Genomic DNA, 23,668 nt, shown 5'->3' on the forward strand with positions numbered 1-23,668 from the left:
GTTGTGGACTTAAATATTAAATCATTGACTGGTAATGAAACTGGCTCTTTAGGTGTTGCGGATAGTGTTTTCGCTACGGATTATAATGAGTCTTTGATTCACCAGGTTGTTGTAGCTTATATGGCAGGTGCTCGTCAAGGAACAAAAGCTCAAAAAACTAGATCTGAAGTTTCTGGCGGTGGAGCTAAACCTTGGAGACAAAAGGGTACAGGTAGAGCAAGAGCGGGTACAATTCGTTCACCTATTTTTAGAAAGGGTGGTGTTACGTTTGCTGCTAAGCCAAGAAGTTATAAGCAGAAAGTTAATCGTAAGATGTATGTTGGGGCTATGAAGTCAATTTTGTCAGAGTTAGTAAGAGCTGATAGAATGAGATTGATTGATGCCTTAGCTTTACAGACTCCAAAAACAAAAGAATTTAAAGGCTTGGTTGATAGTTTAAATGTGAAAGATGTTCTTTTTGTTGTAGGTGTTGAAGAGTTTAGTGAGAATTTATATCTTTCTTCTAGAAACCTTAAAAATGTTGCAGTTTGTGATTCTATGGATATTAATCCAGTTTCTCTTATGTGCTTCGAAAATGTAGTTGTTACTGAGAAAGCTATAAAAGAAATAGAGGAGAAATTAGCATGAATTCACAAGAAAAATTGTTAAGAACGATTGTAAGACCTCATGTTTCTGATAAGTCTTATGGTTTGGCGGATGGTAGCTCAACTATAGTTTTTCAGGTGGCTTCTGTTGCTAATAAGTATGATGTAAAAGATGCTGTCGAGAAACTTTTTGAAGTAAAAGTTGAGTCGGTTAATATCCTTAATGTTAAAGGCAAGGCACGTAGATTTGGTCGTGTTGAAGGCAGAACAAAAGCTTGGAAGAAGGCTTATGTTAAGTTGGCTGAAGGACATGATATTAATTTTGTTGGTGCAGAGTAATTTTAGGAAGGTTTTATAGTCATGATTGAAATTAAAAAAGCTAAACCTACATCCCCTGGTCGTCGCCACGTTATTAGTGTAAAAAATACGGAACTACATACAGGTAAGCCATTTAAGGGTTTAGTAGAGAAGAAAAAGAAAAATGCTGGTAGAAATAATACTGGTAGAATAACTGTTCGTCATCAAGGCGGTGGACAGAGACAACATTATCGTATTGTTGATTTTAAAAGAAATAAAGATGGTATAGTTGCGAAAGTTGAGAGAATTGAATATGATCCTAACCGTAGTGCTAATATTGCTTTAGTTTTGTATTCTGATGGTGAGAGAAGATACGTTATTGCGCCAAAGGGATTGAAAAAAGATATGGAAATTATTTCTGGAGAGAAGGTTGATGTTGCTGTTGGTAACTGTATGCCTTTAAGAAATATTCCTCTTGGTACGGTTGTTCATAATATTGAGATGAAGCCTAAAAAAGGCGCTCAAATGATTAGAAGTGCTGGTACTTTTGCTCAGCTAGTTGGTAAGGATAATGCGTATGCTATTATTCGTTTAAGATCAGGTGAGATGAGAAGGGTATTATTGGATTGTAGGGCTGTGATTGGAGTTGTTTCAAATTCTGAGCATAACTTGAAATCTTTAGGTAAAGCAGGAGCTAGTCGTTGGAGAGGTATTAGACCTACTGTCAGAGGTGTTGCGATGAACCCGGTAGATCACCCGCATGGTGGTGGTGAGGGTCGTACTTCTGGTGGTAGACATCCTGTTACACCTTGGGGTGTTCCAACTAAAGGTTATAAGACGCGTAAGAATAAGCGTTCTAATAAGTTGATTGTTCAAAAACGTAAGTAATTAGGGAGAAAGTTGTGCCTCGTTCATTAAAAAAAGGACCTTTTGTTGATCATCATCTTTTAAAGAAGGTTTTTGAAGCGCAAGAAAGTAATTCTAAAAAGCCAATCAAAACATGGTCTAGAAGATCAATGATTGTGCCAGATATGATAGGTTTAACTATAGCTGTACATAATGGTCAACAACATGTACCTGTTCTTATGACAGAAGAAATGGTTGGTCATAAGTTAGGTGAGTTTGTTTTGACTCGCAATTATCGTGGACATGCTGCTGATAAAAAAGCTAAGAAAAAATAGTTGAGGGTTAATATGGAAGTACAAGCTAAATTAAAGTTTGCAAGAATTTCAGCTCAAAAGTGTAGGCTGGTTGCTGACCAAGTCAGAGGCTTACCTGTAGATAAAGCTATAAATCTTCTAACTTTTAGTAACAAAAAAGCTGCAGTTTTAGTAAAAGAGGTTTTAAGCTCTGCTATTGCTAATGCTGAGCATAATGATGGTATGGATGTAGACTCATTATATGTTTCGACTATCTTTATTGATGAAGGACCTACTATGAAGCGTTTTGAAGCTAGAGCAAAAGGTAGGGGTAATCGTATTTTAAAAAGAACTTCACACATTACTGTGAAAGTTGCTGAAAAAAATTAAGAGGTATAGATAATGGGTCAAAAAGTAAATCCTAATGGTATTCGCTTAGGTTATATTAGAGACTGGCGTTCAACTTGGTATGCTGACTCTTCTAGCTATGCTAATAATCTTAATGAAGATATTAAAGTTAGAGAGTTTTTGCACAAAAAACTTGCTTCAGCGGCAGTTAGTAAAATAGTAATTGAGAGACCTGCTCAAAATGCTAAAGTAACTATTCACACAGCAAGACCAGGAATCGTTATTGGTAAGAAGGGTGAGGATGTTGAAAGGCTTCGTTCAGATATTCATAAAATAATGGGTGTTCCTGTTCAAGTTAATATAGAAGAAGTTCGTAAACCTGAGTTAGATGCTAGATTAGTTGCGGAAAGTGTTGCGCAACAGTTAGAGAAAAGGGTTATGTTTAGAAGAGCTATGAAAAAAGCTATTCAGTCTGCTATGAAATCTGGTGCTAAGGGTATTAAGATTATGGTTAGTGGTAGACTTGGAGGTGCTGAAATTGCTCGTTCTGAATGGGCTAGAGAAGGTAGAGTTCCTCTTCAAACATTTAGAGCTGATGTTGATTATTCAACTGCGCAAGCTTTAACAACTTATGGAATTATTGGTGTTAAAGTTTGGATCTATAAGGGTGAGATTCTTCCTGGTCAAATAGCTGAGAAGAATAGTAATAGAAAAGGAGCTAAATAATGCTACAGCCTAAGCGTACAAAGTTTCGTAAACAGCAAAAGATGCGTAATAGGGGGTTGGCTCACAGGGGTAATAAAGTAAGCTTTGGTGAGTTTGGTCTTCAGGCTACTTCTAGGGGTAGAATTACTGCTAGACAAATAGAAGCTGGAAGAAGAGCTATTAATCGTCATATTAAGCGTGGTGGTAAGGTTTGGATTAGAATATTTCCAGATAAACCTATTACAGAAAAGCCTTTAGAAGTTCGTATGGGTAAAGGTAAAGGTTCTGTTGAATATTGGGTTGCTCAAATTCAGCCAGGACGTGTTTTATATGAGATAACAGGTGTTAAAGAAGAGTTAGCTAGAGAAGCTTTTGCAAGAGCTGCTGCTAAGTTACCAGTCTCTACAACTTTTGTTGAAAAACAGGTGATGTAATGAAGAGAAAAGATACTTTAAAAGATTATAGAAATAAAAGTGTTTCTGAGTTGCAGGATTTGAAAATTGAGTTATTGCAACAACTATTTTCACTTCGCATGCAAAAGGGTACTGGGCAATTAAACAAGAATCACTTATTTAAAAGTGCTAAAAGAAATATTGCTCGTATAAATTCGATAATATCAGAAAAAGAAATAGGTGCTTAAAGTATGAGCGATAAAATCAGAGTGCTAGAAGGTAAAGTTTCTAGTGATGCTATGGACAAAAGCGTTGTCGTTAAAGCAGAAAGATATGTAAAACATCCTCTTTACGGTAAGTTTGTAAGAAAAACTACAAAGTATTATGTTCATGATGAAAAAAATGAGTGTAAAAAAGGTGATGTTATAACTTTTAAAGAAACTAAACCCTATTCTAAAATGAAGAAGTGGTGCTTAGTGGATATTATCCATAGAGAAAAATAAATAAGTTTGATTTTATTTTTGTTTATTGGTATATTTGTTGGACTTAAAAGTGCTTCCGCTAGCACTGGTCTTATATTAATGAATAAGGATTTTGTATGATTCAGATGCAAACAGAACTCCAGGTTGCTGATAACAGTGGTGCAAAGAGAGTAGAATGTATTAAAGTTTTAGGTGGTTCACATCGTAGATATGCATCTATTGGAGATGTTATTAAAGTTACTGTGAAAGAAGCTGCTCCAAGAGGTAAAGCTAAAAAAGGTTCTGTATATAACGCTGTTGTTGTTAGAACAGCTAAGGGTGTTCGTAGAAAGGATGGTTCAGTAGTTCGTTTTGATGGTAATGCTGCTGTATTATTGAACGCTAATGGTCAACCTATAGGAACTCGTATTTTTGGTCCAGTAACAAGAGAGCTTCGTAGTGAGAAGTTTATGAAGATCGTTTCTCTGGCGCCAGAAGTTTTATAGTATATTTTGAGGTGAGAGATGAATAGATTAAAAAAAGGCGATGATGTAATTGTTATTGCTGGTAAAGATAAAGGTCGTAGAGGGACTGTTAAGTCATTTACTAAAGGCGGTTCTTTAATCTTGGTTGAAGGTATTAATGTGGTTAAAAAGCATGTTAAGCCAAACCCAAATAAAGGTGTGGAAGGCGGAGTTGTTGAAAAAGAGCTTCCTATTCATGCTTCTAACGTTGCTATATATAATCCAACTACTGAAAAAGCTGATAGAGTGGGTTATAGATTGGTTGAGGAAAATAAAAAAGTTCGCTATTTTAAGTCAAATGGTGAATTGGTAGATCTATAGGCGGTTGTTTGTATGGCAAGACTAAAAGATTATTATCAGAATGAGCTTGTTGCTAAATTAAAAAATGAGCTTGGTTTAGATAATGTTATGGAAGTACCTCGTATTGAGAAGATTACTCTTAATATGGGTGTTGGTGATGCGGCAAAAGACAAAAAGATAATGACTTTTGCTGTAAAAGATTTGACAGCTATTGCTGGTCAGAATCCTGTTGTTACTAAGTCTAGAAAATCTATTGCAGGTTTTAAAATTCGTGATGGTTGGCCGATAGGGTGTAAAGTGACTCTACGTGGCGAGCGTATGTATGAATTTTTAGATAGACTTATAACAATTGCTATTCCTAGAATTAGAGATTTTAGGGGCTTAAGTGCTAAATCTTTTGATGGTAGCGGTAATTATAGTTTGGGTATGAAAGAGCAAATATCATTCCCAGAAATAGACTATGATAAGATCGACACTATTAGAGGTTTAGATATTTCAATAACTACTACTGCTAAAAATGATGATCAAGGAAGAGCTTTGCTTAAAGCATTTGGTTTTCCTTTGAAGTCTTAATTTTATATTGGGGTTTTAAATGGCAAAAGAAGGAATGATTCAGAGAGAATTAAAGAGAGAGAAATTAGTAGCTAAATATGCTCAAAAAAGAGCTGAGCTTAAGGCTATTATTCTTGATATTAACTCTACTGAAGAGCAAAAGTGGGAAGCTCAAATTAAACTGCAAAAATTACCAGTGAACTCTTCTGCATCTAGAGTGCAAAGAAGATGTAGAGTAACAGGTAGACCGCATGCTGTATATAGAAAATTCGGGTTGTGCCGTAATAAGCTTAGAGAGTATGCGATGGCAGGTGATGTTCCTGGTTTGAAAAAGGCTAGTTGGTAATAAGGAATTTAAATATGAGTATGCAAGATCCTATTTCGGATATGTTTACAAGAATTAGAAATGGTTTTTCTTCTGGTAAAGAAACTGTTTCTATTCCTTTTTCTAAAATGAAAATGGAAATAGCAAATTTTTTGGTAAAAGAAGGATATGTAGCTGGTTGTACTAAAGAAACTAGTGATAAAGCGCATTCTTTTATAAATATCGAACTTAAGTACCACAATGGTTCTCCTGTTATCGAAATGATAAAGAGAGTTAGTAGACCAAGTTTGAGAATATATAAATCACATGCTGATTTACCAAAAGTTTATGGTGGCTTTGGAGTTGCTATAATTTCTACCTCTAAAGGTATAGTTAGTGATAGAAAAGCGAGATCTCTTGGTGTTGGTGGTGAAATTATAGGCTATGTAGCTTAATAAACCGTTGGAGGTAATTGAAAATGTCTAGAATAGGTAAGAAACCTGTCGTTATTCCAAGCGGTGTTACAATTAATGTTGCAGCTGGTAATGAAGTTCAAGTTAAGAGCTCTAAAGCTACACTGACTAAAACTTTTTCTTCTGATGTAACATTTGATGTTGCTGCTGACGTTGCTACTATAAAGCCAGTTAATAATAGTAAGAATGCTGTTGCTCAGTCAGGTACAGCAAGAGCTATTCTGAGTAATATGGTTGAAGGCGTAAGTAAAGGTTTTGAGAAAAAACTTAGAATTATAGGTGTTGGTTATCGTGCTAAAGCTCAAGGTAGTGAGCTAAATTTAACACTTGGTTTTTCTCATCCAGTTGTTTATAAGCTTCCTCAGGGTGTGACAGCAGAAACTCCTGCTCCTACAGAAATAATTCTTAAAGGGGCTGATAAAGAGCTTTTGGGTAAAGTCGCTGCTGAGATTAGGGACTATAGAAAGCCTGAGCCATATAAAGGTAAAGGTGTTCGTTATGATGACGAATATGTAGCTAAGAAAGAAGCTAAGAAGAAGTAGTATTATAAGGTAGTAATTATTATGGATAAAAAAACTGCTCGTTTGAATCGTAGTAAGCGTACTAGAATTAAACTAAGAGAGCTTGAGCAAATAAGACTTTGTGTTTTTAGAACACCAAGACATATTTATGCACAAGTTATTTCAGGGGATGGTTCTGTTGTATTAGCTTCTGCATCTACAGTTGAAAAAGATATTAAATCAAAGTGTAAGTACACTGGTAACGTTGCTTCTGCTGCAGTCGTTGGTGAAGTTGTGGCTAACAGATGTAAAGAGAAAGGAATTGAAAAAGTTGCTTTTGATAGATCTGGATATAAGTATCACGGCCGTGTAAAAGCTTTAGCAGATGCTGCTAGAGAGCATGGTTTGCAGTTTTAATTAAAAAAATATGGATGATGATTCATTATGTCTAATGAAGTAAAAAAGAATGAAGAGCTGATTGAAAAATTAGTTAGTGTTAAGAGACACTCTAAAACGGTAAAAGGTGGTAGAATCATGAGCTTTGCTGCTTTAACTGTTGTAGGTGATGGTAAAGGTAGAATTGGTATTGGTAGAGGTAAGTCAAGAGAAGTGCCTGTTGCTATACAAAAAGCTATGGAAAACGCTAAAAAAAATATGGTGTCAGTTAACCTTAATGTCGATACTTTATGGTATCCAGTGATGTCTTCTCATGGCGCTTCTAAAGTATTTATGCAACCAGCTTCTCAAGGTACTGGTATTATTGCTGGTGGTGCGATGCGTTCTGTTTTTGAAGTTGTTGGAGTTCATAACGTTTTAGCTAAAACTTATGGTTCAACAAATCCTGTGAACGTTGTGAGAGCTACAATTGCTGGATTAGCTAAAATAAAATCACCAGAAGAGATCGCTGATAAAAGAGGTCTTTCTATTGAAGAAATTCAGGAGTAGTTTAACATGACTCAAGCTAAAACATTCAAAGTTACCCTTGTTAAAAGTTTAAATGGTAGAAAAGAAAACCATATAGCTTGTGCTAGAGGGTTAGGCTTAAGAAAAATAAACCACACAGTTGAAGTTTTAGATACAGCTGCAAATCGTGGTATGGCTAATAAAATATATTATATGGTTAAAATAGAGGGGTAGTATAATGAAATTAAATACAATTGCTCCTGCTCATGGCTCTAAAAGTGCGCCTAAAAGATTGGGTCGTGGTATTGGCAGTGGTTTAGGAAAAACTTCTGGTAAGGGTCACAAAGGTCAAAAAGCGCGTGCAGGTGGCTATCATAAGGTAGGTTTTGAAGGTGGTCAAATGCCTTTACAAAGAAGATTACCAAAATTTGGTTTTACTTCTGCTTCTAAGAGATATACTGCTGAAATAAGACTTCATGAGTTAAATAGTCTTCCAGTTGAAGATGTTAATTTAGAAGTTTTAAAAGATTTTGGCCTTATAAGAAAAGATATAAAAGCTGCTAAAGTTATAGCTAGTGGTACTGTTGAAAAAGCTATTAACTTAACAGGAATAGCTTGTACAAAAGGTGCTAGAGACGCTATTGAACAGGCTGGCGGTAAAATAGAGTAATATCAAATATGTCAAAATATAGCAATGCTTCCAATTCTGGAGAGTTAAAATCTAGATTAATATTTGTAGTTTTATCTATAATGGTATTTAGATTAGGTGTATATATTCCTATTCCAAATATAGATTCAGCTCAGTTAGTAGAACTTATTTCTAGACAGAATTCATCAGGCGGTAATGGTTTGATGAGTATGTTTAATATGTTCTCAGGGGGAGCTCTTACTCAAATGAGTATATTTGCTTTAGGTGTTATGCCTTATATCTCAGCTTCAATTATTTTTCAAATGCTATCAGCGGTTTATCCAAAGCTTATAGAGTTGAAAAAAGAGGGAGAGTCTGGGCAGAAGAAAATAACTCAATATACTAGATATTTGACTTTAATATTAGCTATTGTTCAGTCTTTTGGTATAGTGGCATATATTTTGCATCAGCCAGGATTAGTTACTACTAATTCAATGCCTTTGTTTTACCTTACAACAGTCGTTTCTGTGACAACTGGAAGCATGTTTTTAATGTGGTTGGGTGAGCAAATGACTGAAAGAGGTGTTGGAAATGGTATATCACTACTCATATTTTCCGGTATAGTGGCAAACTTACCTTTTGAGATAGGAAATACGCTATATCAAGCAAGTCAGGGTAGTATAACATATCTCTCAGTATGGGTTTTGTTGGTATTATTACTTTTGGTTATTGCATTTGTAGTCTTTATGGAGAGTGCTCAAAGAAAGATTACTGTTAATTATGCAAAAAGGCAGCAAGGTAGAAAAATGTATGCTGCACAAACTAGCCATCTTCCTCTTAAGCTTAATATGGCTGGAGTTATTCCAGCTATATTTGCATCATCTATTCTTATGGTACCAGGAGTATTGTTTGGGTGGTTGGCTAATTATAGCTCATTGAGTTGGTTAGGAGATGTTGCAGAAATAATGCAGCCAGGCAGTATTGTTTACACTATAGTCTTTGCTGCTACTATAATCTTTTTCTGTTTTTTTTATACTTCTTTAGTTTTTAATCCAAAAGATACTGCGGAGAATTTAAAGAAATCTGGAGCTTATATCTCTGGTGTAAGACCTGGTGAACAAACAGCTAAATATATTGATTCAGTCATGACAAGATTAACTTTAGTTGGATCTTTATATATAACAGCAATTTGTTTATTACCAATATTTGTAATGAAATTCTTTGCACAAGGCCTTTCATTTACATTTGGTGGAACTTCTTTACTAATTGTTGTGGTTGTGATGATGGATTTTATGGCTCAAGTTAGATCTCATATGATGTCTACACAGTATGATTCATTATTAAAAAAAGCTAATTTAAGTGGAAAAAGAAAGTAGAAAATAATATTGTGGAGAATAAATATAATGAAAGTTAGAGCTTCAGTGAAAAAGATGTGTAGAAACTGTAAAGTTATCAAGCGTAATAGAGTAGTTCGTGTGATATGTACAGATCCTAGACACAAACAAAGACAAGGTTAATATTTAAGCTTTAAATAAGGCTTGATTATTTGTTTTTAAAAAGTTATCTTTGTATGTTATTAAAATACTATAGATACAAACTAAATTTTAAAAGTATTAATTAGGAGTGAAAATAGATGGCTCGTATAGCTGGCGTTAATATTCCTGTTCATAAGCATGCTGTGATAGGACTGACTTCAATTTATGGAATAGGAAAAACAAGAGCAATTAAGATTTGTGAAATATGCAACTTGAATCCTACAACTAAAATAAAAGATTTAACAGAAGATCAAGTTGAAAGCTTAAGAACAGAAGTTGCTAAATTTACTGTAGAAGGTGATTTACGCAGAGAAGTATCTATGGATATTAAAAGACTTATGGATTTGGGTTGCTACAGAGGTAGAAGACATCGTCGTAGTTTACCTGTCAGAGGTCAAAGAACAAAGACTAATGCTCGTACTCGTAAGGGTCCAAGAAAGCCAATTAAGGCATAAGAATAATTATAACAATAAGTAATAAAAGGTAAAATTGATATGGCTAAGTCTGTTAGATCATCAAAGAAAAAAGTAAAAAGAGTTGTAACTGATGCAGTTGCTCATATTTACTCATCTTTTAATAATACTATAGTAACTATTACAGATAGACAAGGTAATGCTTTATCTTGGGCTACTTCAGGTGGTAGTGGCTTCAGAGGTTCAAGAAAAAGTACACCGTTTGCAGCACAGGTTGCAGCAGAAAGAGCCGCTGATATGGCTTTAGAATATGGTGTAAGAAATGTTGATGTTTTAGTTAAAGGACCTGGTTCAGGAAGAGATTCAGCTGTTAGAGCTTTAAATGCTAAAAATTTAAAAGTAACTAGCATAACTGATGTGACTCCTTTACCTCATAATGGATGTCGTCCTCCTAAAAAACGTCGTGTTTAATATTTTAAAGGGAAATTTATAATGGCTAGATATCTAGGACCAAAGTGTAAACTTTCTAGAAGAGAAGGTACTGATTTATTTCTAAAAAGTGGCGTAAAAGCAGCTGATGAGAAATGTAAAATGAATACTGCCCCTGGTCAACATGGCGGAAGAAGAGCTCGCCTTTCTGACTACGGATTACAGTTAAGAGAAAAGCAAAAAGTTCGTCGTATGTATGGTGTTCTAGAAGGTCAGTTTAAAAAATACTATTTTGAAGCAAGTAGAAGAAAAGGTAATACTGGAGCTACTTTGTTAGAGCTTTTAGAGTCAAGATTAGATAATGTTGTATATAGAATGGGATTTGCGGCAACTAGAGCTGAAGCTAGACAGTTGGTTGTACATAAGGGTATTACTTTAAACGGTAGAACTTGTAATGTTCCATCTTGTCAAGTTAAATCTGGTGATGTAATTGCTGTTCGTGAGAAAGCCAAAAAACAATTAAGAATTCAAAATGCGATAGAATTAGCTAAGCATAGAAAAGAATTCTCTTGGATCGATGTGAATACTGATTCTTTAGAAGGTGTATTGAAAGCTTCTCCAGATAGATCTGAATTATCATCTGATATAAATGAGCAGCTGATAGTTGAGTTATACTCTAAGTAGTAATCATAGTTTATAATATTTTTCTTAAGCTATATATTCTATAGCTTTACTTCAAGGAGATATTTGTGAGTAAAAATAGTTCAAAACAAGAATTTATACCTCGTGTTGAGCTTGTAGAAGAGCTAGGTGCTTTTGGATATAAAATATTGCTGTCTCCTATAGAAAAAGGTATGGCACATATTCTTGGAAACTCTATTAGAAGAGTTTTACTTTCATCAATGCCTGGTGCTTCTATTGTAAAAGTTAACATAAAAGATGTTTTACATGAATATTCTACTTTAGATGATGTAAAAGAAGATATTGTTGAAATAATATCAAATCTTAAACAAGTTGCTATAGGTTTAGATAAAGATATGGATTCTGTGCCTTTAGAGCTTAATGTTAATAAGAGCGGTATAGTAACTGCAGGTGATTTTAAGCAAACTAAAGGTATCTCTATTGCTAATAAAGATCAAGTAATAGCAACTTTAACTGATAAAAGAGAATTTAGTTTATTAGCAACAGTTCTTTCTGGAAGAAATGTTGGAATTTTGTCATATGTTGATGTGGAACTTGAAAAAGTTGGTGATATAGCTGTTGATCCTGATTTTAATCCTGTTAAAAGAGTGACTTTTAGAATTATTGAAAATGCTAGTAGCGAAAGCTTAGAGATACTTATAAAAACAAATGGAACAATTGATCCATTAGAAGCAATAAAGACAGCATTAGAATGTTTTTGTGAGCAAATCTCGGTATTTGTATCTTTAAAAGTTCCTTCTCAAGGAAGAGCTTCAGATTCTTTAATAGATTCAAATATTGATCCAATTTTGCTTAAACCAATTGATGATTTAGAGTTAACTGTTAGATCATCAAATTGTTTAAGAGCTGAAAATATTAAGTATTTAGGTGATTTAGTTCAGTATTCGGAGTCTCAGTTGATGAAAATTCCAAATTTAGGTAAAAAATCACTAAATGAAATAAAACAAATCTTAATAGATAATAGTCTTTCTCTAGGAGTGCATATAGAAAACTTCAGAGAAATTGTTGAAGGTAAGTAAATAGTAATAAAATAATTTTAACTATAAAGGAGAAATTACTATGAGACATCGTATGAATGGAAGAAAGTTCGGTAGAACTAGCAGTCATAGAAAAGCAATGTTTAAAAATATGTCTGCGTCTTTAATTAATCATGAAATAATAAAAACAACTTTACCTAAAGCTAAAGAGCTTCGTGCAATTGTAGAGCCTTTAGTTACTTTGGCAAAAAGAGAACATAAATTAAGAAATAGTTTAGATGCTAATTCTGCAGAGTTCAAATCACAATCAGTTGCTTTAAGAAGACAGGCGTTTGATTTTCTAAGAAATAAAGCAGCTGTGACAAAACTGTTTGAAGAATTTGGTACTCGTTATGCAGAAAGAAACGGTGGATATACTAGAATATTAAAGTGTGGCTATCGTTTTGGTGATAAAGCGCCTATGGCTTATATTGAGTTGCTTGATAGACCAGAAGTTGATGAAATTCCTAACGAAGAATAGTCTATATAATTCCTAATTTTTCTTTCTAATTCTACATAAATTCTATTATTCTTTTTCACTTTTAGATGTCTTATTTATGATTAAAGCATAAGGCACTATTAGTATAATTAATATAGTTAGTGGAATTATTGTGCTAAATTTAAAAGCACCTAATCCTCCAATATTACCAAATAAGTCACCAACTATTCTAGCTGAAGCGCTGTCAACAAGAGCTCCAAGTATCATAACAATACTAATTGCAGCTGCATGTAATCCTTTGTTGTGACAACTCATAAATGTTGAAACTAAGGTTGGATAGACTGGACCTATAAAAAATCCCACAAGTGGTAAACAATATGCTACTAACGGTAAATTTAAGATATTAGTAGAATTTGAACCAATTCCATGATCCATATTAAACATAACAATGCCAATAAAAAATAAACCAATTATAAAGTTTGCTAGAAGGACTTTATGCCATTCGATATATTTAAAAATAATAGTCCCATATAATCTTCCAAGGGCAATGGCTAGAGTAAATAAACTACCTAATTGAATACTTAGATTTTTTGTAATCCCAAGAACTTCATGATTAAACGTCATAAGCCAAGGACCAACTCCTTGTTCAATAAATTCATAAGCAAAAAACATAATGAAGAAAAAAGGAACACACCACATCAAAATAATATGTTTTACATCTTTTATTTGATCTTTAAAAGGCTTATTTTTTTCTGTATCTATAGCATGCTCATTTAGTGGAGTTAATAAAAATATTAAACCTAAAACTAAACATATTCCCGCAATTAACCAAAACATGTATAACCATTCTGTACCATCAGTATTTTGCATGAAAAAAGAAAATACCCAAACTGCCATCATATTTCCTATCATATGGATTAACTCCATAAAATTAACAAAACTGGCGTGTTCATTAGGGTTGTTGGTAACTAAAGCAACCATACTATAGCTGGATATTTTAATGACCACAAAAGATATGCCTGTTATTAGCAGATAGAGCCTAATCATCCAAATAGAATTTATAAATGGGGCAATTAGACAAAAAAGAGCAACAAAGAAAAAGGTATAACTTAAAGGCTTTTTATAGCCGAATTTAAGAAAAATAGTAAAGGCAATTAATGATGCTATTACACGAGTTATATTAAAATAACTTTCTAAAGCTCCTGCTGAGCCATGAGATATTTTATAGTAGCTTGTAGCTTGCATGATTAAAATAGGAAAACAATAAACAAGAAAACTTAAACTAAAGAAAGCTAATAGGATTTTAAATTTGGTTAGAAACTTTTCATTATCACTCATTTGTATATTACCTTTTAATTATTATGTTGAAACTAAGTGTAAATCTACTATATTAGTTAGGTTAGGTTTCTTGATATTCAATATAACGTTATTTTGTTTATTGTTTATTATAGAAATATCTTTTTTTTCTTTAGAAAGCTTATATGAGTACTTAGGATTTAGTACTATAAGTATAGATATCTGACCTAAAGAATTTTCTCGTGGGTATATTTTTAGAGAAAGTTTTAGATCTGAATAATTACTATTAAATCTTTTTGACACTATTATGGTATCAAAACCTGTATTTATAGTTCCGATAGCAAAATAAGCATTAAACCAGTTAATTATAGGGCAAGAAAGTCCACTAAATGCATGCCATCCTGCACCTCTTTGAGTTTCAATTATAAAATGCTCTAAGCTTCTATAATTACTATCTGTTTCATTTTTCCATAGATTTAAGGCTTTTAGAGCCAGTTTTTCAGCGAATTTATATTCTCCTATATCAAGAAGGCTTTTCCAGAAAAACCATTGATGAGACATCCATACTGTTCCATTCCAGTAACCATCTTTACGATAGTATGAAGCTGACTGGTCTACAGCCGATAAGCCAGCTTTTGACCATAGTTTTTTTGGAGATTTAAGTTTGCTTAATAGAGCTTTTTCTATTTTAGGATTACAGATTCCTGAAACAATAGGATATGCTCCATCTAACCCTTTATTAAAATTTTCTCCTTCTTGATTTGTTAGGAAGCCTGTTGGAAAACCAGCACTATCATGGTTTACATAACTGTAGTAGCCAGCATTCTTATCCCACGATAACTTATTTAAGGCATTTGATAGTATTTCAATATCATGTTTGTAAAAAGTAAAATCATCCTCTAGGTTTAGGAGTTCAGAATACATAGCTAGAAATTTTGCGATTCTTATACAGTGGGCAGTAGTTATGACAGGAGCAATATTCTTTATATTTTCCTTATGCATATGGTATTGTGCAGGATAATCATCCCAGCCACCCGAATTGTAAAAATAATCCCATGTTTGAAGTAGGTTTGAGTTTAATCTTCTAGTGCTTGAACTACCTAAATGACCACTTAAAAATAAATAATATTGCTTAAGACGAGGATAATAATGCTCAAGTAATTCAAAAGAGTTTGTTCTATTCCATATCTCAAAGAAAAGATAGTGTTGTACTGGTACTGGGCTTCCATGATGAATAAAAGCTGATTGATTATCTGTACTAGTTAGATAAGTATTTAGGTTTTCAATTGCTCTGTCAATGTCATATTCCAAAAGCCCAAGTCCTATAAAACCAGAGTCCCAAGTATATAAGCAGTCCCACCATTTACCAGGAGCTAAATGACGAATATAACTTTTTTGTGTATATATTGGAAAAACTATATTTGTAAGAATGACATTTTTTAAAATACCTTGAGAGAACTGATACTTTTCACCATTAGGTAAAATATTTTTAGAGTTGTTTTTAGATAGATTCTTTTCTTTAAAGGATTTTATTTTCTTTGATAGATAATTTTTTTGTTCTAGTAATCTTAGTTTATCTTCTATTTCACTTATATTGTCAGCTACTGTGGTTGCGCAGAAAATATTCTTTTGATCTTTTTCTTTAACTGTTATTGGCCTTAAGAAAATATTTGTAAAATGTCCGTTCCCTTCTCCGTGAAATTCTTTAAGAACATGTTCGTTTGCCATAAGTTTAAAATATATGTCTAAGTCACGACAAAAAAACTCTCTTATATCACAATCTTCAAAAGGATAATCCCAAAATATTCCATAATATTTTTCAGTGTTTTGGTATTTGAGAATAATTGAGTTATTTCCAAATTTAGATATTTGAGGTATTGGATTCCAATTTTGTTGATGAAATTTACTTTTGTGTACATCATTATGTGATCCAATAATAAAACCATCAAGATTTATAGGGTTATTATCTATGGAACTTAGTTTTAAAAAATAATCTCCTATTTCTAAATTAGGTAGATCTATATATTTAAACTCAGATTCATTTTCTAAAAGTAAGTTATATTCAAAGAGGTTATTTTTGTCATGACCACTTATTTTTAGTTTTAAAGAAGAGTTTTTTTCTAATCTATATTTTAAAAGTAAAGTTGTAGTGTTTATTAAATCTTCTATATTTAATCTAAATATAATTTGATCATCTTTTTCTTCTCCAAATTCAACTCCAGAGCCGTTAACAAAGTTTCGAGTTCTTTTCTCACCTCTTAATTTACCATCGGCAACTAAATTATCAGTTGGTTTTGGAATTGAGTAACTCAAACTATAGTAATCTGTAGCATCAATCCAACGAGCATTACCAGAAAGCGCTATAGTTGATGGATATAATAAATTATTTGGTTCATATTCTTTTATTGAGGGAAAATGCATCGAGCCCATTAAGTGAAGAACTAGGCTTTCTGGATTTGAAGAGTTATTTACAAATTTAGCTTTTATGGCTTGAGTATTATTATCTATTAAATAATAAGAGATATCACAGTATACTTTATCCTTCCATTCGAGCATGTGCCTAAATTTAAAATAAGTTCCATCAGTTGATGTATCCCAAGGGTAATATTCTGTTTCATAAAACACATTTGGCACATCAACACGTCTTCTGTAATAACCAGGAAAAATGCTTAGGTCAAATCTTAATCCATTTACTTTATCTGTAATATGAGAGGTTCCTATATATTTCTTAGTATAGGGACCCCATTGAGGCAATGTTTCTAAATCGTGAGAGTTATTAAGTTTTTTTATAAGTTTAAAAAAATTGTGTTTTGCAGAACTCATAAATTTTGATTTCACCCTAATTATAAAGATGTACAATTACAGATTACTCTGAATTATATAAAGAAACTAGTTTTTTATATTTTGTAGAATAGAAAGAAAAAAATCTTGAAAAATAATGTATGACTCTCATATATAAGAATATTGAATGTTTTTATATCTAATATAACAAAAGAGGGTTATATAAAATGTCTAAGAAAAATTATACTTTTGAAACAGAAGTAGATAAGTTACTTCACTTGGTTATTCATTCTTTATATTCAAATAGAGAGATCTTTTTACGAGAATTAATCTCTAATAGTTCTGATGCTATTGAAAAATTAAGATATGAAAGTATCGCTAATCCAGAACTTAATGAGGGCGATACTAACTATGCTATTAAAATAGATTTTGATAAAAAAGCTAAAACTATTACTGTTAGTGATAATGGTATAGGTATGGCTGAGCAAGAAGTTATTGAGAATCTAGGAACTATTGCAAAATCAGGAACTAAAAAATTCATTGAAAATTTAACTGGTGATGCAGGTAAAGATAGTCAATTGATAGGACAATTTGGAGTCGGCTTCTATTCATCTTTTATAGTTGCTGATAAAGTTACAGTAAAAACTAGAAAAGCTGGACAAAGTAAAGATACAGCTACTAAATGGGTTTCTACTGCTGAAGAAGGATTTTCAATTGAAAATATAACTAAAGATAGTAGAGGTACTGAAATAATTCTTCATCTTAAAAAAGAAGATATTGATTTGTTAGATTATAACTCTTTGAAGGGTCTAGTTAATAAATATTCAGACTGTATTAATACTCCTATACAAATGAAAGAAGTAGAATTCAAAGATGGTAAAGAAGTAGTTAAAGATGAATATGAGACTGTTAATAACACTAAAGCTATATGGTTAAGATCTAGAGATGAAGTTACAGATGAGGAATATAATGAGTTTTATAAATATATCTCTCATGATTTTAGTAATGCTCTTACATGGTCTCATAATAAAGTAGAAGGAAATTTAGAGTATAGCAGTCTTTTATTTATTCCGGAAAATAAGCCTTTCGATTTTTGGAATAGAGATAAAGATTATGGTTTATCATTATATGTTAGAAGAGTATTCATTATGGAAAATAAAGAGCTTCTTCCTGCATATTTAAGATTTGTGAAAGGTGTTGTTGATTCATCAGACTTACCTCTAAATGTTTCTAGAGAAATTTTACAACACAACAAGGTCATAGATAAAATTAAGAAAGCTACGGTATCTAAGATTTTAAGCGTGCTGGCAAAGCTTGCTAAAAGTGATGCTGAAAAATATCAAAAATTTTGGGATAACTTTGGTCAGGTTCTAAAAGAAGGTGTATCTGAGGATGCGGCTAATAAGGAAAAGATTGCAAGCTTGTTAAGATTCTCGTCTACAGAAACAAATGATCCTAAGCAAACTGTATCATTAGACGATTATATTTCTAGAATGAAAGAAGGTCAGGAAACTATTTATTATATTACATCTGATAGTTTTAAAGCGGCTGTTAATAATCCTCAGTTAGAAGTATTTAAAGAGAAAGGTATCGAGGTTCTTTTACTTACAGATAGGGTGGATGAATGGATGATGTCTTTCCTAACTGAGTTTAATGGCAAGCACATGAAGTCTATTATTAAGGGTGATATAGACTTAGATAAGTTTGAAACAGAAGAGACAAAAGAAAAGTTTGAGAAAGAAACTAAAGACTTTGAAAAGGTTTTAAAAGAAGTTAAAGAAACTCTTAAAGATAAGGTGGAAGATGTAAGACTTTCTAAGAGATTAACAGATTCTCCTAGTTGTGTGGTTGTTAATGACTATGGTATGAGTTTACATATGCAAAAAATGATGGAAGAAGCTGGCCAAGCATTTATGCCTGGTATGGGTATGAAACCAGTTTTAGAACTTAATGCAGAGCATCATTTAGTGCAAAAATTAAAAGATGAAGCAGATACAGAAGTTTTTGGAGATATATCTAATTTGTTGTTAATGCAAGCGATGTTTGTTGAGGGAGCAAAAATAGAAGATCCAACAGCTTTTGTGAAATTGATAAATAAATATATTAAATAATTTAAACTATCTAAATTAAGTTTTTTTACTAAAAAAGCATTTAACTTCTTGTGGATCGTAATTTTATATCTAGTTCTATATTAATACCCTTAATACCCTTAATAACATTAAAAAATAAAGAAAGTGGGTAGTAACTTTTATCTGAAAATGTTATTATTAGGTTCCATGATTTTTCTATTTTCATGTGTCTAAAATGAATTCTAATACTAAAATTATTTTTGTTACCGGCGGTGTGGTTTCTTCCTTAGGGAAGGGCGTTACAGCAGCATCTTTAGCGACTCTTTTAGAGAGTAGGGGTCTTAACGTGACCATGCTTAAACTAGATCCATATATAAACGTTGATCCTGGAACTATGAGTCCACTACAGCATGGGGAAGTTTTTGTTACAGAAGATGGTGCTGAAACTGATCTTGATTTGGGACATTACGAGAGATTTATCCGTAGAAGAATGACTCAAGCTAATAACTTTACTACTGGTAGGGTTTACCAAAGCGTTTTGAAGAAAGAAAGACGTGGAGATTATCTCGGTGCAACTATACAAGTTATTCCTCATATAACTGATGAAATCAAGCTTAGAATCAAACAAGGAATAGCTGATGATATAGACGTGGCTATAGTTGAAATAGGTGGTACTGTAGGAGATATCGAATCACTGCCTTTCTTAGAAGCTATTAGGCAATTAAGACAAGATTTAGGAAGAGAAAGGACATTGTTTGTACACTTGACTCTTTTGCCATATATAAAAGTTGCAGGTGAGATTAAAACTAAACCTACCCAACACTCTGTTAAAGAGCTAAGAAGTATAGGAATCCAAGCTGATATTCTTGTATGTAGATGTGAGCAAATATTTAGTGAAGAGGAAAAAAGAAAAATAGCCTTATTTACAAATGTTAGTAATGACTGCGTATTTACTGCCGAAGATGTTAAAACTATTTACGAAGTTCCAACTAGATATCATGAGCAAGGTTTTGATGCTAAGTTAGTTGAGTTATTATCATTGAAAGCTGGTGATGCAGATTTATCAGAGTGGAAAAATGTAGTAGATGAAATAGCTAATGTTAAAGGAGAACTTACTATAGCTATGGTTGGTAAGTACGTATCTCTAACAGAAGCATATAAATCACTAAATGAGGCTTTATATAATGCTGGATATAAAAAAGGTATCAAAGTAAAAATCAAATTCGTAGATTCAGAAGAGATAAGAGCTGATAATGTGGAATCTTTCTTTACTGATGTGGGAGCAATATTAGTTCCTGGAGGATTTGGTAGTAGAGGTATCGATGGTAAATTACTTGCAATTCAATATGCTAGAGAAAATAAAATTCCATTTTTAGGTATTTGCTTAGGTATGCAGTTATCCGTTGTCGAATATTGCAGAAATGTTTTAGGCATAAAAGATGCAAACTCAAGTGAGTTAGATCATAGTACTAAAAACCCTGTTGTAGGTCTTATAACAGAATGGAAAAAAGAAGATGGTACTATAAATGTAAGAACTTCTAAGTCAGATCTTGGTGGCACTATGAGATTAGGTGGTTATAAATGTAATCTTAAAGAGGGAAGCTTAACTAAAGAGGTTTATGGTCAAGAGCAAATCGTTGAGAGACATAGACATAGGTATGAAGTAAACAATAACTATGTTGAAGCTTTAGAATCAAATGGCATGGTGGTTTCAGGAAAGTGTGCTGATATGAGCTTGGTTGAGATTATAGAAATACCAGATCATCCATGGTTTATAGCATGTCAATTCCATCCGGAGTTTACGTCAACTCCAAGATATGGACATCGATTATTTGAAGCTTTTGTAGAAGCAGGTATGAAAAATCATTAGTTTTAAATATAAGTAGAGCTTTGTTATTTGGGTTGGAAAAGTGCTATAATCACAAAAGTGATATTTGATTGGAGAATAAATAAAATAATGAATAAACAAAGAACGTTATCTATTATAAAGCCAGATGCTGTAGCTAAAAATGTTATAGGTGAAATTTATAGTCGCTTTGAAAAGGCTGATTTGAAAATTGTAGCAGCAAAAATGAAGCAATTATCAAGAAGAGAAGCTGAAGGATTTTATGCTGTACATAAAGAAAGACCATTTTTTAGCGCACTAGTAGAATTTATGATCTCTGGTCCAGTTATGATCCAAGTTTTAGAAGGTAATGATGCAATTGCTAAAAATCGTGAGTTAATGGGTGCAACAAATCCCAAAGAAGCAGCTAAAGGTACAATTAGAGCAGATTTTGCAGATAGTATAGATGCAAATGCTGTTCATGGTTCTGATGCTGAAGAAACTGCTAAAGAAGAAATTGCATATTTTTTTAGCTCTATTGAAATAGCATAATAGTTTAAAGGAGTTTTTTATGAGTTGGTTGACAAGAGTTATAAGCAGAAGCTTAGGTTTAAATTCAGAAAAGAAAAGTGTAAAAGATGGTGTTTGGAGCCAGTGTCCAAGTTGTCAAGTAACTTTATATTCTGAGGAGTTAGAAAATAATCAGTACGTTTGTCCTCACTGTAATCATCATCATAGAATCTCTGCTAGAGATAGATTAAACATCTTTTTAGATGATGGTACAGCAATTGAGCATTTTGCGAATATTCAGCCTCTAGATATGCTCAAATTTAAAGATACTAAAACTTATAAAGATAGATTGTCTCAAGCGAAGAAAAAAACAGGTGAAGAAGATGCTCTTGTTGTAAAAGAGGGTACAGTTCATGGACTTCCTGTAGTTGCTGCATCTTTTAACTTTATGTTCTTAGGTGGTTCTATGGGATCTGTAGTTGGAGAAAAATTTGTAAGAGGTGTTAACCTTGCTATAGAGAAAAAAGTGCCTTTTATATGTTTCACAGCTAGTGGCGGCGCTAGAATGCAAGAGTCTCTGTTTTCATTAATGCAGATGGCTAAAACAAGTGCAGCATTAGAAAAACTAGCAGAAGCTAAACTACCATACTTAGTTGTTTTAACAGATCCAACAACTGGTGGTGTATCAGCGTCTTTAGCAATGTTAGGAGATGTACATATAGCTGAACCAAAAGCACTGATCGGTTTTGCTGGTCCTAGAGTTATAGAACAAACAGTTAGAGAAAAGCTTCCGGAAGGTTTCCAGAGAAGTGAATTTTTGGTTGAGAAAGGTATGGTTGACATGATTGTAGATCGTAGAAACTTGAGAGATCAGGTTTATAAGATCATAGATAAATTATTACCTGCTCTTGCTAAGATTAATGATACCCAAGCTTTAGAGCATAATGCTTAATACTTTTATGGTATATGGATGTTGATGTAAAAATATCTTCAATAATGTCTAATCAGGGTCAAAGATGTGGCCTTGAGGACATTCCTTTGATTCTTTCTAGAGTTAATTTTAATAAAAAATTTCAAATAATTACAGTAGCAGGTACTAATGGTAAGGGTACTACTGTGGCCATGTTAGAAGAGTTGTTGACAGCAAATAATAAAAATGTAATTAGTCATACGTCCCCTCATGTTTACGAATTTAAGGAAAGAATTTGTATAAATAAAAAGCCAATTTCAAATAATTTACTTTTAGAACTATTAGAAAGATTACAAGAATTAACAGAAGATTATAGCTTGGGATATTATCAGATTGCTTTCTTATGTTGTTGTTTGTTATCTCAGAGGATTCCTGTTGATTATTTAATTTTGGAAGTTGGTTTAGGAGGAAGACTAGATGCTGCAAATGCTCTTGATCCTGATATTACTGCAATAACTAATATCTCCTTAGATCATTGTGAAATCTTAGGTGATACAGTTGAAAAAATAGGTATAGAAAAAGCTGCAATATGTAGGGAAAAAATCCCTCTATTTTTAGGGTCTTCAGTGCCTAATAGTGTTATTGAGTATGCAAAAGCAGCTCAAGCAAAGATTTTTGATTTGAGATATGAATCTAATCAAGTCGATTGTTTTACAGATAGTTATAATATAGCTATGGGAATAGCTCAATATTTATTTTCGAAAATGAAAATAAGTTATATTCCAAGATTTGCGCATATAAGAGCAAATGCTAGATATCTATTTTTAAAACAAGATTTGAAAAATAATAGTTATGTGGTTGTTGATGTAGCACATAATGAAGCTTCAGTAAGACATTTATTTAAACTATTAATAGAGAAATTTAAAGATTCAGATAGAGAAATAAAATTTGAAGCTATATTTGGAATTTTAAGAACAAAAGATATAAAAACTATTTTAGAAATAGCTAAACAATATGTCTATAGGTGGGATGTTATAGATTTACAAAAGGTAGATGATAGAGCTTTAGATATTAATAAAATTAAAGAAGAGTTTGAGAGACAGAATATAGTTTGGGTTGATTATCATAAAGATTTAAGCTCGGTTTATATGTCTAAAAAAGATACTGTAACGGTAGTTTTTGGGTCATTTGTTATGGCTGGGGAATTTTTGAAGGAATATGAAAAAAATAGTTCAAAATGAAGAGCAAATGCTAGAGCTTGCTGCAGAGTATGCTAAAACTTTAGAATCTAATACAGTAATCTTTTTGCATGGTGATTTGGGAGCTGGGAAAACTACTTTTGTAAGAGGCGTTTTAAGAGCTCTGGGGTACGCTGGGAATGTTAAAAGTCCAACCTATACTTTAGTTGAGACTTATGATTTTGAGAAGCTTAATATTTATCATTTTGATCTATATAGATTAGCTGATCCAGAAGAACTTGAGTGGATAGGTATTAGAGATTATTTTGATAATAAAGCAGTTTCTTTTATAGAATGGTCGGAAAAGGGTCAAGGGTTTTTGCCAGAAGCAGATAGGCATATTTATATAAAGTATATTGAAGCTGGCGGTAGGGAGTTAGATTTTAGAGATTAAT

Annotated in this window: 34 protein-coding genes; 32 read left to right on the plus strand and 2 right to left on the minus strand. The window is 32.7% G+C overall.

The window, feature by feature from the left end:
* Nucleotides 1-3 precede the first annotated feature (3 nt).
* The 26 genes from rplD (at nt 4) to rplQ (ending at nt 12,686) form a co-directional block, all read left to right on the plus strand.
* Entirely contained in the window at nt 4-627 is a 624-nt protein-coding gene (gene rplD, locus DNK87_RS04895; RefSeq protein ID WP_119329786.1) for a 50S ribosomal protein L4, read from the plus strand.
* Complete coding sequence (gene rplW, locus DNK87_RS04900; protein WP_119329787.1) at nt 624-923, plus strand: 50S ribosomal protein L23; 300 nt, start codon at nt 624-626, stop codon at nt 921-923. The genes rplD and rplW overlap by 4 nt, the downstream gene beginning before the upstream one ends.
* Nucleotides 924-944: 21 nt before the next feature.
* Entirely contained in the window at nt 945-1,769 is an 825-nt protein-coding gene (rplB, locus tag DNK87_RS04905; RefSeq protein WP_119329788.1) for a 50S ribosomal protein L2, read from the plus strand.
* A 14-nt stretch (nt 1,770-1,783) separates the two neighbouring features.
* Nucleotides 1,784-2,062, plus strand: a complete 279-nt coding sequence (rpsS, locus tag DNK87_RS04910) for a 30S ribosomal protein S19 (protein ID WP_071663197.1) — start codon at nt 1,784-1,786, stop codon at nt 2,060-2,062.
* Between the two features lie 12 nt (nt 2,063-2,074).
* Nucleotides 2,075-2,410 carry a 50S ribosomal protein L22 gene (gene rplV / locus DNK87_RS04915; RefSeq protein ID WP_119329789.1) on the plus strand — a complete coding sequence of 112 codons (336 nt, stop codon included), beginning with the start codon at nt 2,075-2,077 and terminating at the stop codon, nt 2,408-2,410.
* A 12-nt stretch (nt 2,411-2,422) separates the two neighbouring features.
* Complete coding sequence (gene rpsC / locus DNK87_RS04920) at nt 2,423-3,094, plus strand: 30S ribosomal protein S3 (RefSeq protein ID WP_119329790.1); 672 nt, start codon at nt 2,423-2,425, stop codon at nt 3,092-3,094.
* Nucleotides 3,094-3,507 (plus strand): 50S ribosomal protein L16, encoded by a 414-nt coding sequence (rplP, locus tag DNK87_RS04925; protein WP_119329791.1) that lies wholly within the window; start codon nt 3,094-3,096, stop codon nt 3,505-3,507. The genes rpsC and rplP overlap by 1 nt, the downstream gene beginning before the upstream one ends.
* Nucleotides 3,507-3,713: a 50S ribosomal protein L29 gene (rpmC, locus tag DNK87_RS04930; protein ID WP_071663193.1), complete on the plus strand. Its 207-nt coding sequence runs from the start codon at nt 3,507-3,509 to the stop codon at nt 3,711-3,713. Before rplP ends, rpmC begins: the two co-directional genes overlap by 1 nt.
* A gap of 3 nt (nt 3,714-3,716) precedes the next feature.
* Nucleotides 3,717-3,968 (plus strand): 30S ribosomal protein S17, encoded by a 252-nt coding sequence (rpsQ, locus tag DNK87_RS04935; RefSeq protein WP_119329792.1) that lies wholly within the window; start codon nt 3,717-3,719, stop codon nt 3,966-3,968.
* Between the two features lie 95 nt (nt 3,969-4,063).
* Nucleotides 4,064-4,432 carry a 50S ribosomal protein L14 gene (rplN, locus tag DNK87_RS04940; protein ID WP_071663191.1) on the plus strand — a complete coding sequence of 123 codons (369 nt, stop codon included), beginning with the start codon at nt 4,064-4,066 and terminating at the stop codon, nt 4,430-4,432.
* A gap of 18 nt (nt 4,433-4,450) precedes the next feature.
* Nucleotides 4,451-4,771: a 50S ribosomal protein L24 gene (gene rplX / locus DNK87_RS04945; protein WP_119329793.1), complete on the plus strand. Its 321-nt coding sequence runs from the start codon at nt 4,451-4,453 to the stop codon at nt 4,769-4,771.
* 12 nt (nt 4,772-4,783) lie between these two features.
* Nucleotides 4,784-5,323, plus strand: a complete 540-nt coding sequence (gene rplE, locus DNK87_RS04950) for a 50S ribosomal protein L5 (protein ID WP_119329794.1) — start codon at nt 4,784-4,786, stop codon at nt 5,321-5,323.
* 19 nt (nt 5,324-5,342) lie between these two features.
* Entirely contained in the window at nt 5,343-5,648 is a 306-nt protein-coding gene (gene rpsN / locus DNK87_RS04955; RefSeq protein ID WP_071663190.1) for a 30S ribosomal protein S14, read from the plus strand.
* A gap of 14 nt (nt 5,649-5,662) precedes the next feature.
* A complete protein-coding gene (rpsH, locus tag DNK87_RS04960) occupies nt 5,663-6,061 on the plus strand; it encodes a 30S ribosomal protein S8 (protein ID WP_119329795.1) in 399 nt (132 codons plus the stop codon).
* Between the two features lie 23 nt (nt 6,062-6,084).
* Nucleotides 6,085-6,621, plus strand: a complete 537-nt coding sequence (gene rplF, locus DNK87_RS04965; protein WP_119329796.1) for a 50S ribosomal protein L6 — start codon at nt 6,085-6,087, stop codon at nt 6,619-6,621.
* Between the two features lie 21 nt (nt 6,622-6,642).
* Nucleotides 6,643-6,996 carry a 50S ribosomal protein L18 gene (rplR, locus tag DNK87_RS04970; protein ID WP_119329797.1) on the plus strand — a complete coding sequence of 118 codons (354 nt, stop codon included), beginning with the start codon at nt 6,643-6,645 and terminating at the stop codon, nt 6,994-6,996.
* A 27-nt stretch (nt 6,997-7,023) separates the two neighbouring features.
* The gene (rpsE, locus tag DNK87_RS04975) at nt 7,024-7,524 is read left to right on the plus strand and encodes a 30S ribosomal protein S5 (protein WP_119329798.1); all 501 of its coding nucleotides are present in this window, start codon (nt 7,024-7,026) and stop codon (nt 7,522-7,524) included.
* A 6-nt stretch (nt 7,525-7,530) separates the two neighbouring features.
* Nucleotides 7,531-7,716, plus strand: coding sequence for a 50S ribosomal protein L30 (gene rpmD, locus DNK87_RS04980; RefSeq protein ID WP_119329799.1), 186 nt, complete (start codon nt 7,531-7,533; stop codon nt 7,714-7,716).
* A 4-nt stretch (nt 7,717-7,720) separates the two neighbouring features.
* Nucleotides 7,721-8,152 (plus strand): 50S ribosomal protein L15, encoded by a 432-nt coding sequence (gene rplO / locus DNK87_RS04985; RefSeq protein ID WP_119329800.1) that lies wholly within the window; start codon nt 7,721-7,723, stop codon nt 8,150-8,152.
* A gap of 8 nt (nt 8,153-8,160) precedes the next feature.
* Complete coding sequence (gene secY / locus DNK87_RS04990) at nt 8,161-9,486, plus strand: preprotein translocase subunit SecY (RefSeq protein WP_119329801.1); 1,326 nt, start codon at nt 8,161-8,163, stop codon at nt 9,484-9,486.
* 27 nt (nt 9,487-9,513) lie between these two features.
* The gene (gene rpmJ / locus DNK87_RS04995; protein WP_003017816.1) at nt 9,514-9,627 is read left to right on the plus strand and encodes a 50S ribosomal protein L36; all 114 of its coding nucleotides are present in this window, start codon (nt 9,514-9,516) and stop codon (nt 9,625-9,627) included.
* 116 nt (nt 9,628-9,743) lie between these two features.
* Nucleotides 9,744-10,100, plus strand: a complete 357-nt coding sequence (gene rpsM / locus DNK87_RS05000) for a 30S ribosomal protein S13 (protein WP_119329802.1) — start codon at nt 9,744-9,746, stop codon at nt 10,098-10,100.
* A gap of 39 nt (nt 10,101-10,139) precedes the next feature.
* Nucleotides 10,140-10,529, plus strand: a complete 390-nt coding sequence (rpsK, locus tag DNK87_RS05005; protein WP_119329803.1) for a 30S ribosomal protein S11 — start codon at nt 10,140-10,142, stop codon at nt 10,527-10,529.
* A gap of 21 nt (nt 10,530-10,550) precedes the next feature.
* On the plus strand, nt 10,551-11,171 hold the full coding sequence (rpsD, locus tag DNK87_RS05010) for a 30S ribosomal protein S4 (RefSeq protein ID WP_119329804.1): 621 nt from the start codon (nt 10,551-10,553) through the stop codon (nt 11,169-11,171).
* Between the two features lie 65 nt (nt 11,172-11,236).
* Entirely contained in the window at nt 11,237-12,208 is a 972-nt protein-coding gene (locus DNK87_RS05015; RefSeq protein WP_119329805.1) for a DNA-directed RNA polymerase subunit alpha, read from the plus strand.
* A 40-nt stretch (nt 12,209-12,248) separates the two neighbouring features.
* Nucleotides 12,249-12,686 carry a 50S ribosomal protein L17 gene (gene rplQ, locus DNK87_RS05020; protein ID WP_119329806.1) on the plus strand — a complete coding sequence of 146 codons (438 nt, stop codon included), beginning with the start codon at nt 12,249-12,251 and terminating at the stop codon, nt 12,684-12,686.
* A 45-nt stretch (nt 12,687-12,731) separates the two neighbouring features.
* On the opposite strand, the gene DNK87_RS05025 is transcribed toward rplQ, so the two are convergent.
* On the minus strand, nt 12,732-13,982 hold the full coding sequence (locus DNK87_RS05025) for an MFS transporter (protein ID WP_119329807.1): 1,251 nt from the start codon (nt 13,980-13,982) through the stop codon (nt 12,732-12,734).
* 21 nt (nt 13,983-14,003) lie between these two features.
* Entirely contained in the window at nt 14,004-16,763 is a 2,760-nt protein-coding gene (locus DNK87_RS05030) for an MGH1-like glycoside hydrolase domain-containing protein (protein WP_119329808.1), read from the minus strand.
* A gap of 185 nt (nt 16,764-16,948) precedes the next feature.
* Here DNK87_RS05030 and htpG point away from each other — a divergent pair, with 185 nt between their 5' ends.
* The 6 genes from htpG to tsaE all read left to right on the plus strand — a co-directional run bounded on the left by htpG (nt 16,949) and on the right by tsaE (nt 23,667).
* A complete protein-coding gene (htpG, locus tag DNK87_RS05035) occupies nt 16,949-18,832 on the plus strand; it encodes a molecular chaperone HtpG (RefSeq protein WP_119329809.1) in 1,884 nt (627 codons plus the stop codon).
* Nucleotides 18,833-19,025: 193 nt separating this feature from the next.
* The gene (locus tag DNK87_RS05040; RefSeq protein WP_119329810.1) at nt 19,026-20,660 is read left to right on the plus strand and encodes a CTP synthase; all 1,635 of its coding nucleotides are present in this window, start codon (nt 19,026-19,028) and stop codon (nt 20,658-20,660) included.
* A gap of 87 nt (nt 20,661-20,747) precedes the next feature.
* Entirely contained in the window at nt 20,748-21,167 is a 420-nt protein-coding gene (ndk, locus tag DNK87_RS05045) for a nucleoside-diphosphate kinase (RefSeq protein ID WP_119330138.1), read from the plus strand.
* A gap of 19 nt (nt 21,168-21,186) precedes the next feature.
* On the plus strand, nt 21,187-22,077 hold the full coding sequence (gene accD, locus DNK87_RS05050; protein WP_119329811.1) for an acetyl-CoA carboxylase, carboxyltransferase subunit beta: 891 nt from the start codon (nt 21,187-21,189) through the stop codon (nt 22,075-22,077).
* Nucleotides 22,078-22,091: 14 nt separating this feature from the next.
* Entirely contained in the window at nt 22,092-23,276 is a 1,185-nt protein-coding gene (locus DNK87_RS05055) for a bifunctional folylpolyglutamate synthase/dihydrofolate synthase (RefSeq protein ID WP_119329812.1), read from the plus strand.
* Complete coding sequence (tsaE, locus tag DNK87_RS05060) at nt 23,254-23,667, plus strand: tRNA (adenosine(37)-N6)-threonylcarbamoyltransferase complex ATPase subunit type 1 TsaE (RefSeq protein ID WP_119329813.1); 414 nt, start codon at nt 23,254-23,256, stop codon at nt 23,665-23,667. The genes DNK87_RS05055 and tsaE overlap by 23 nt, the downstream gene beginning before the upstream one ends.
* The last annotated feature ends 1 nt before the right edge of the window (nt 23,668 follow it).

The organism is Pseudofrancisella aestuarii (assembly GCF_003574475.2).
Taxonomy (GTDB): domain Bacteria; phylum Pseudomonadota; class Gammaproteobacteria; order Francisellales; family Francisellaceae; genus Francisella; species Francisella aestuarii.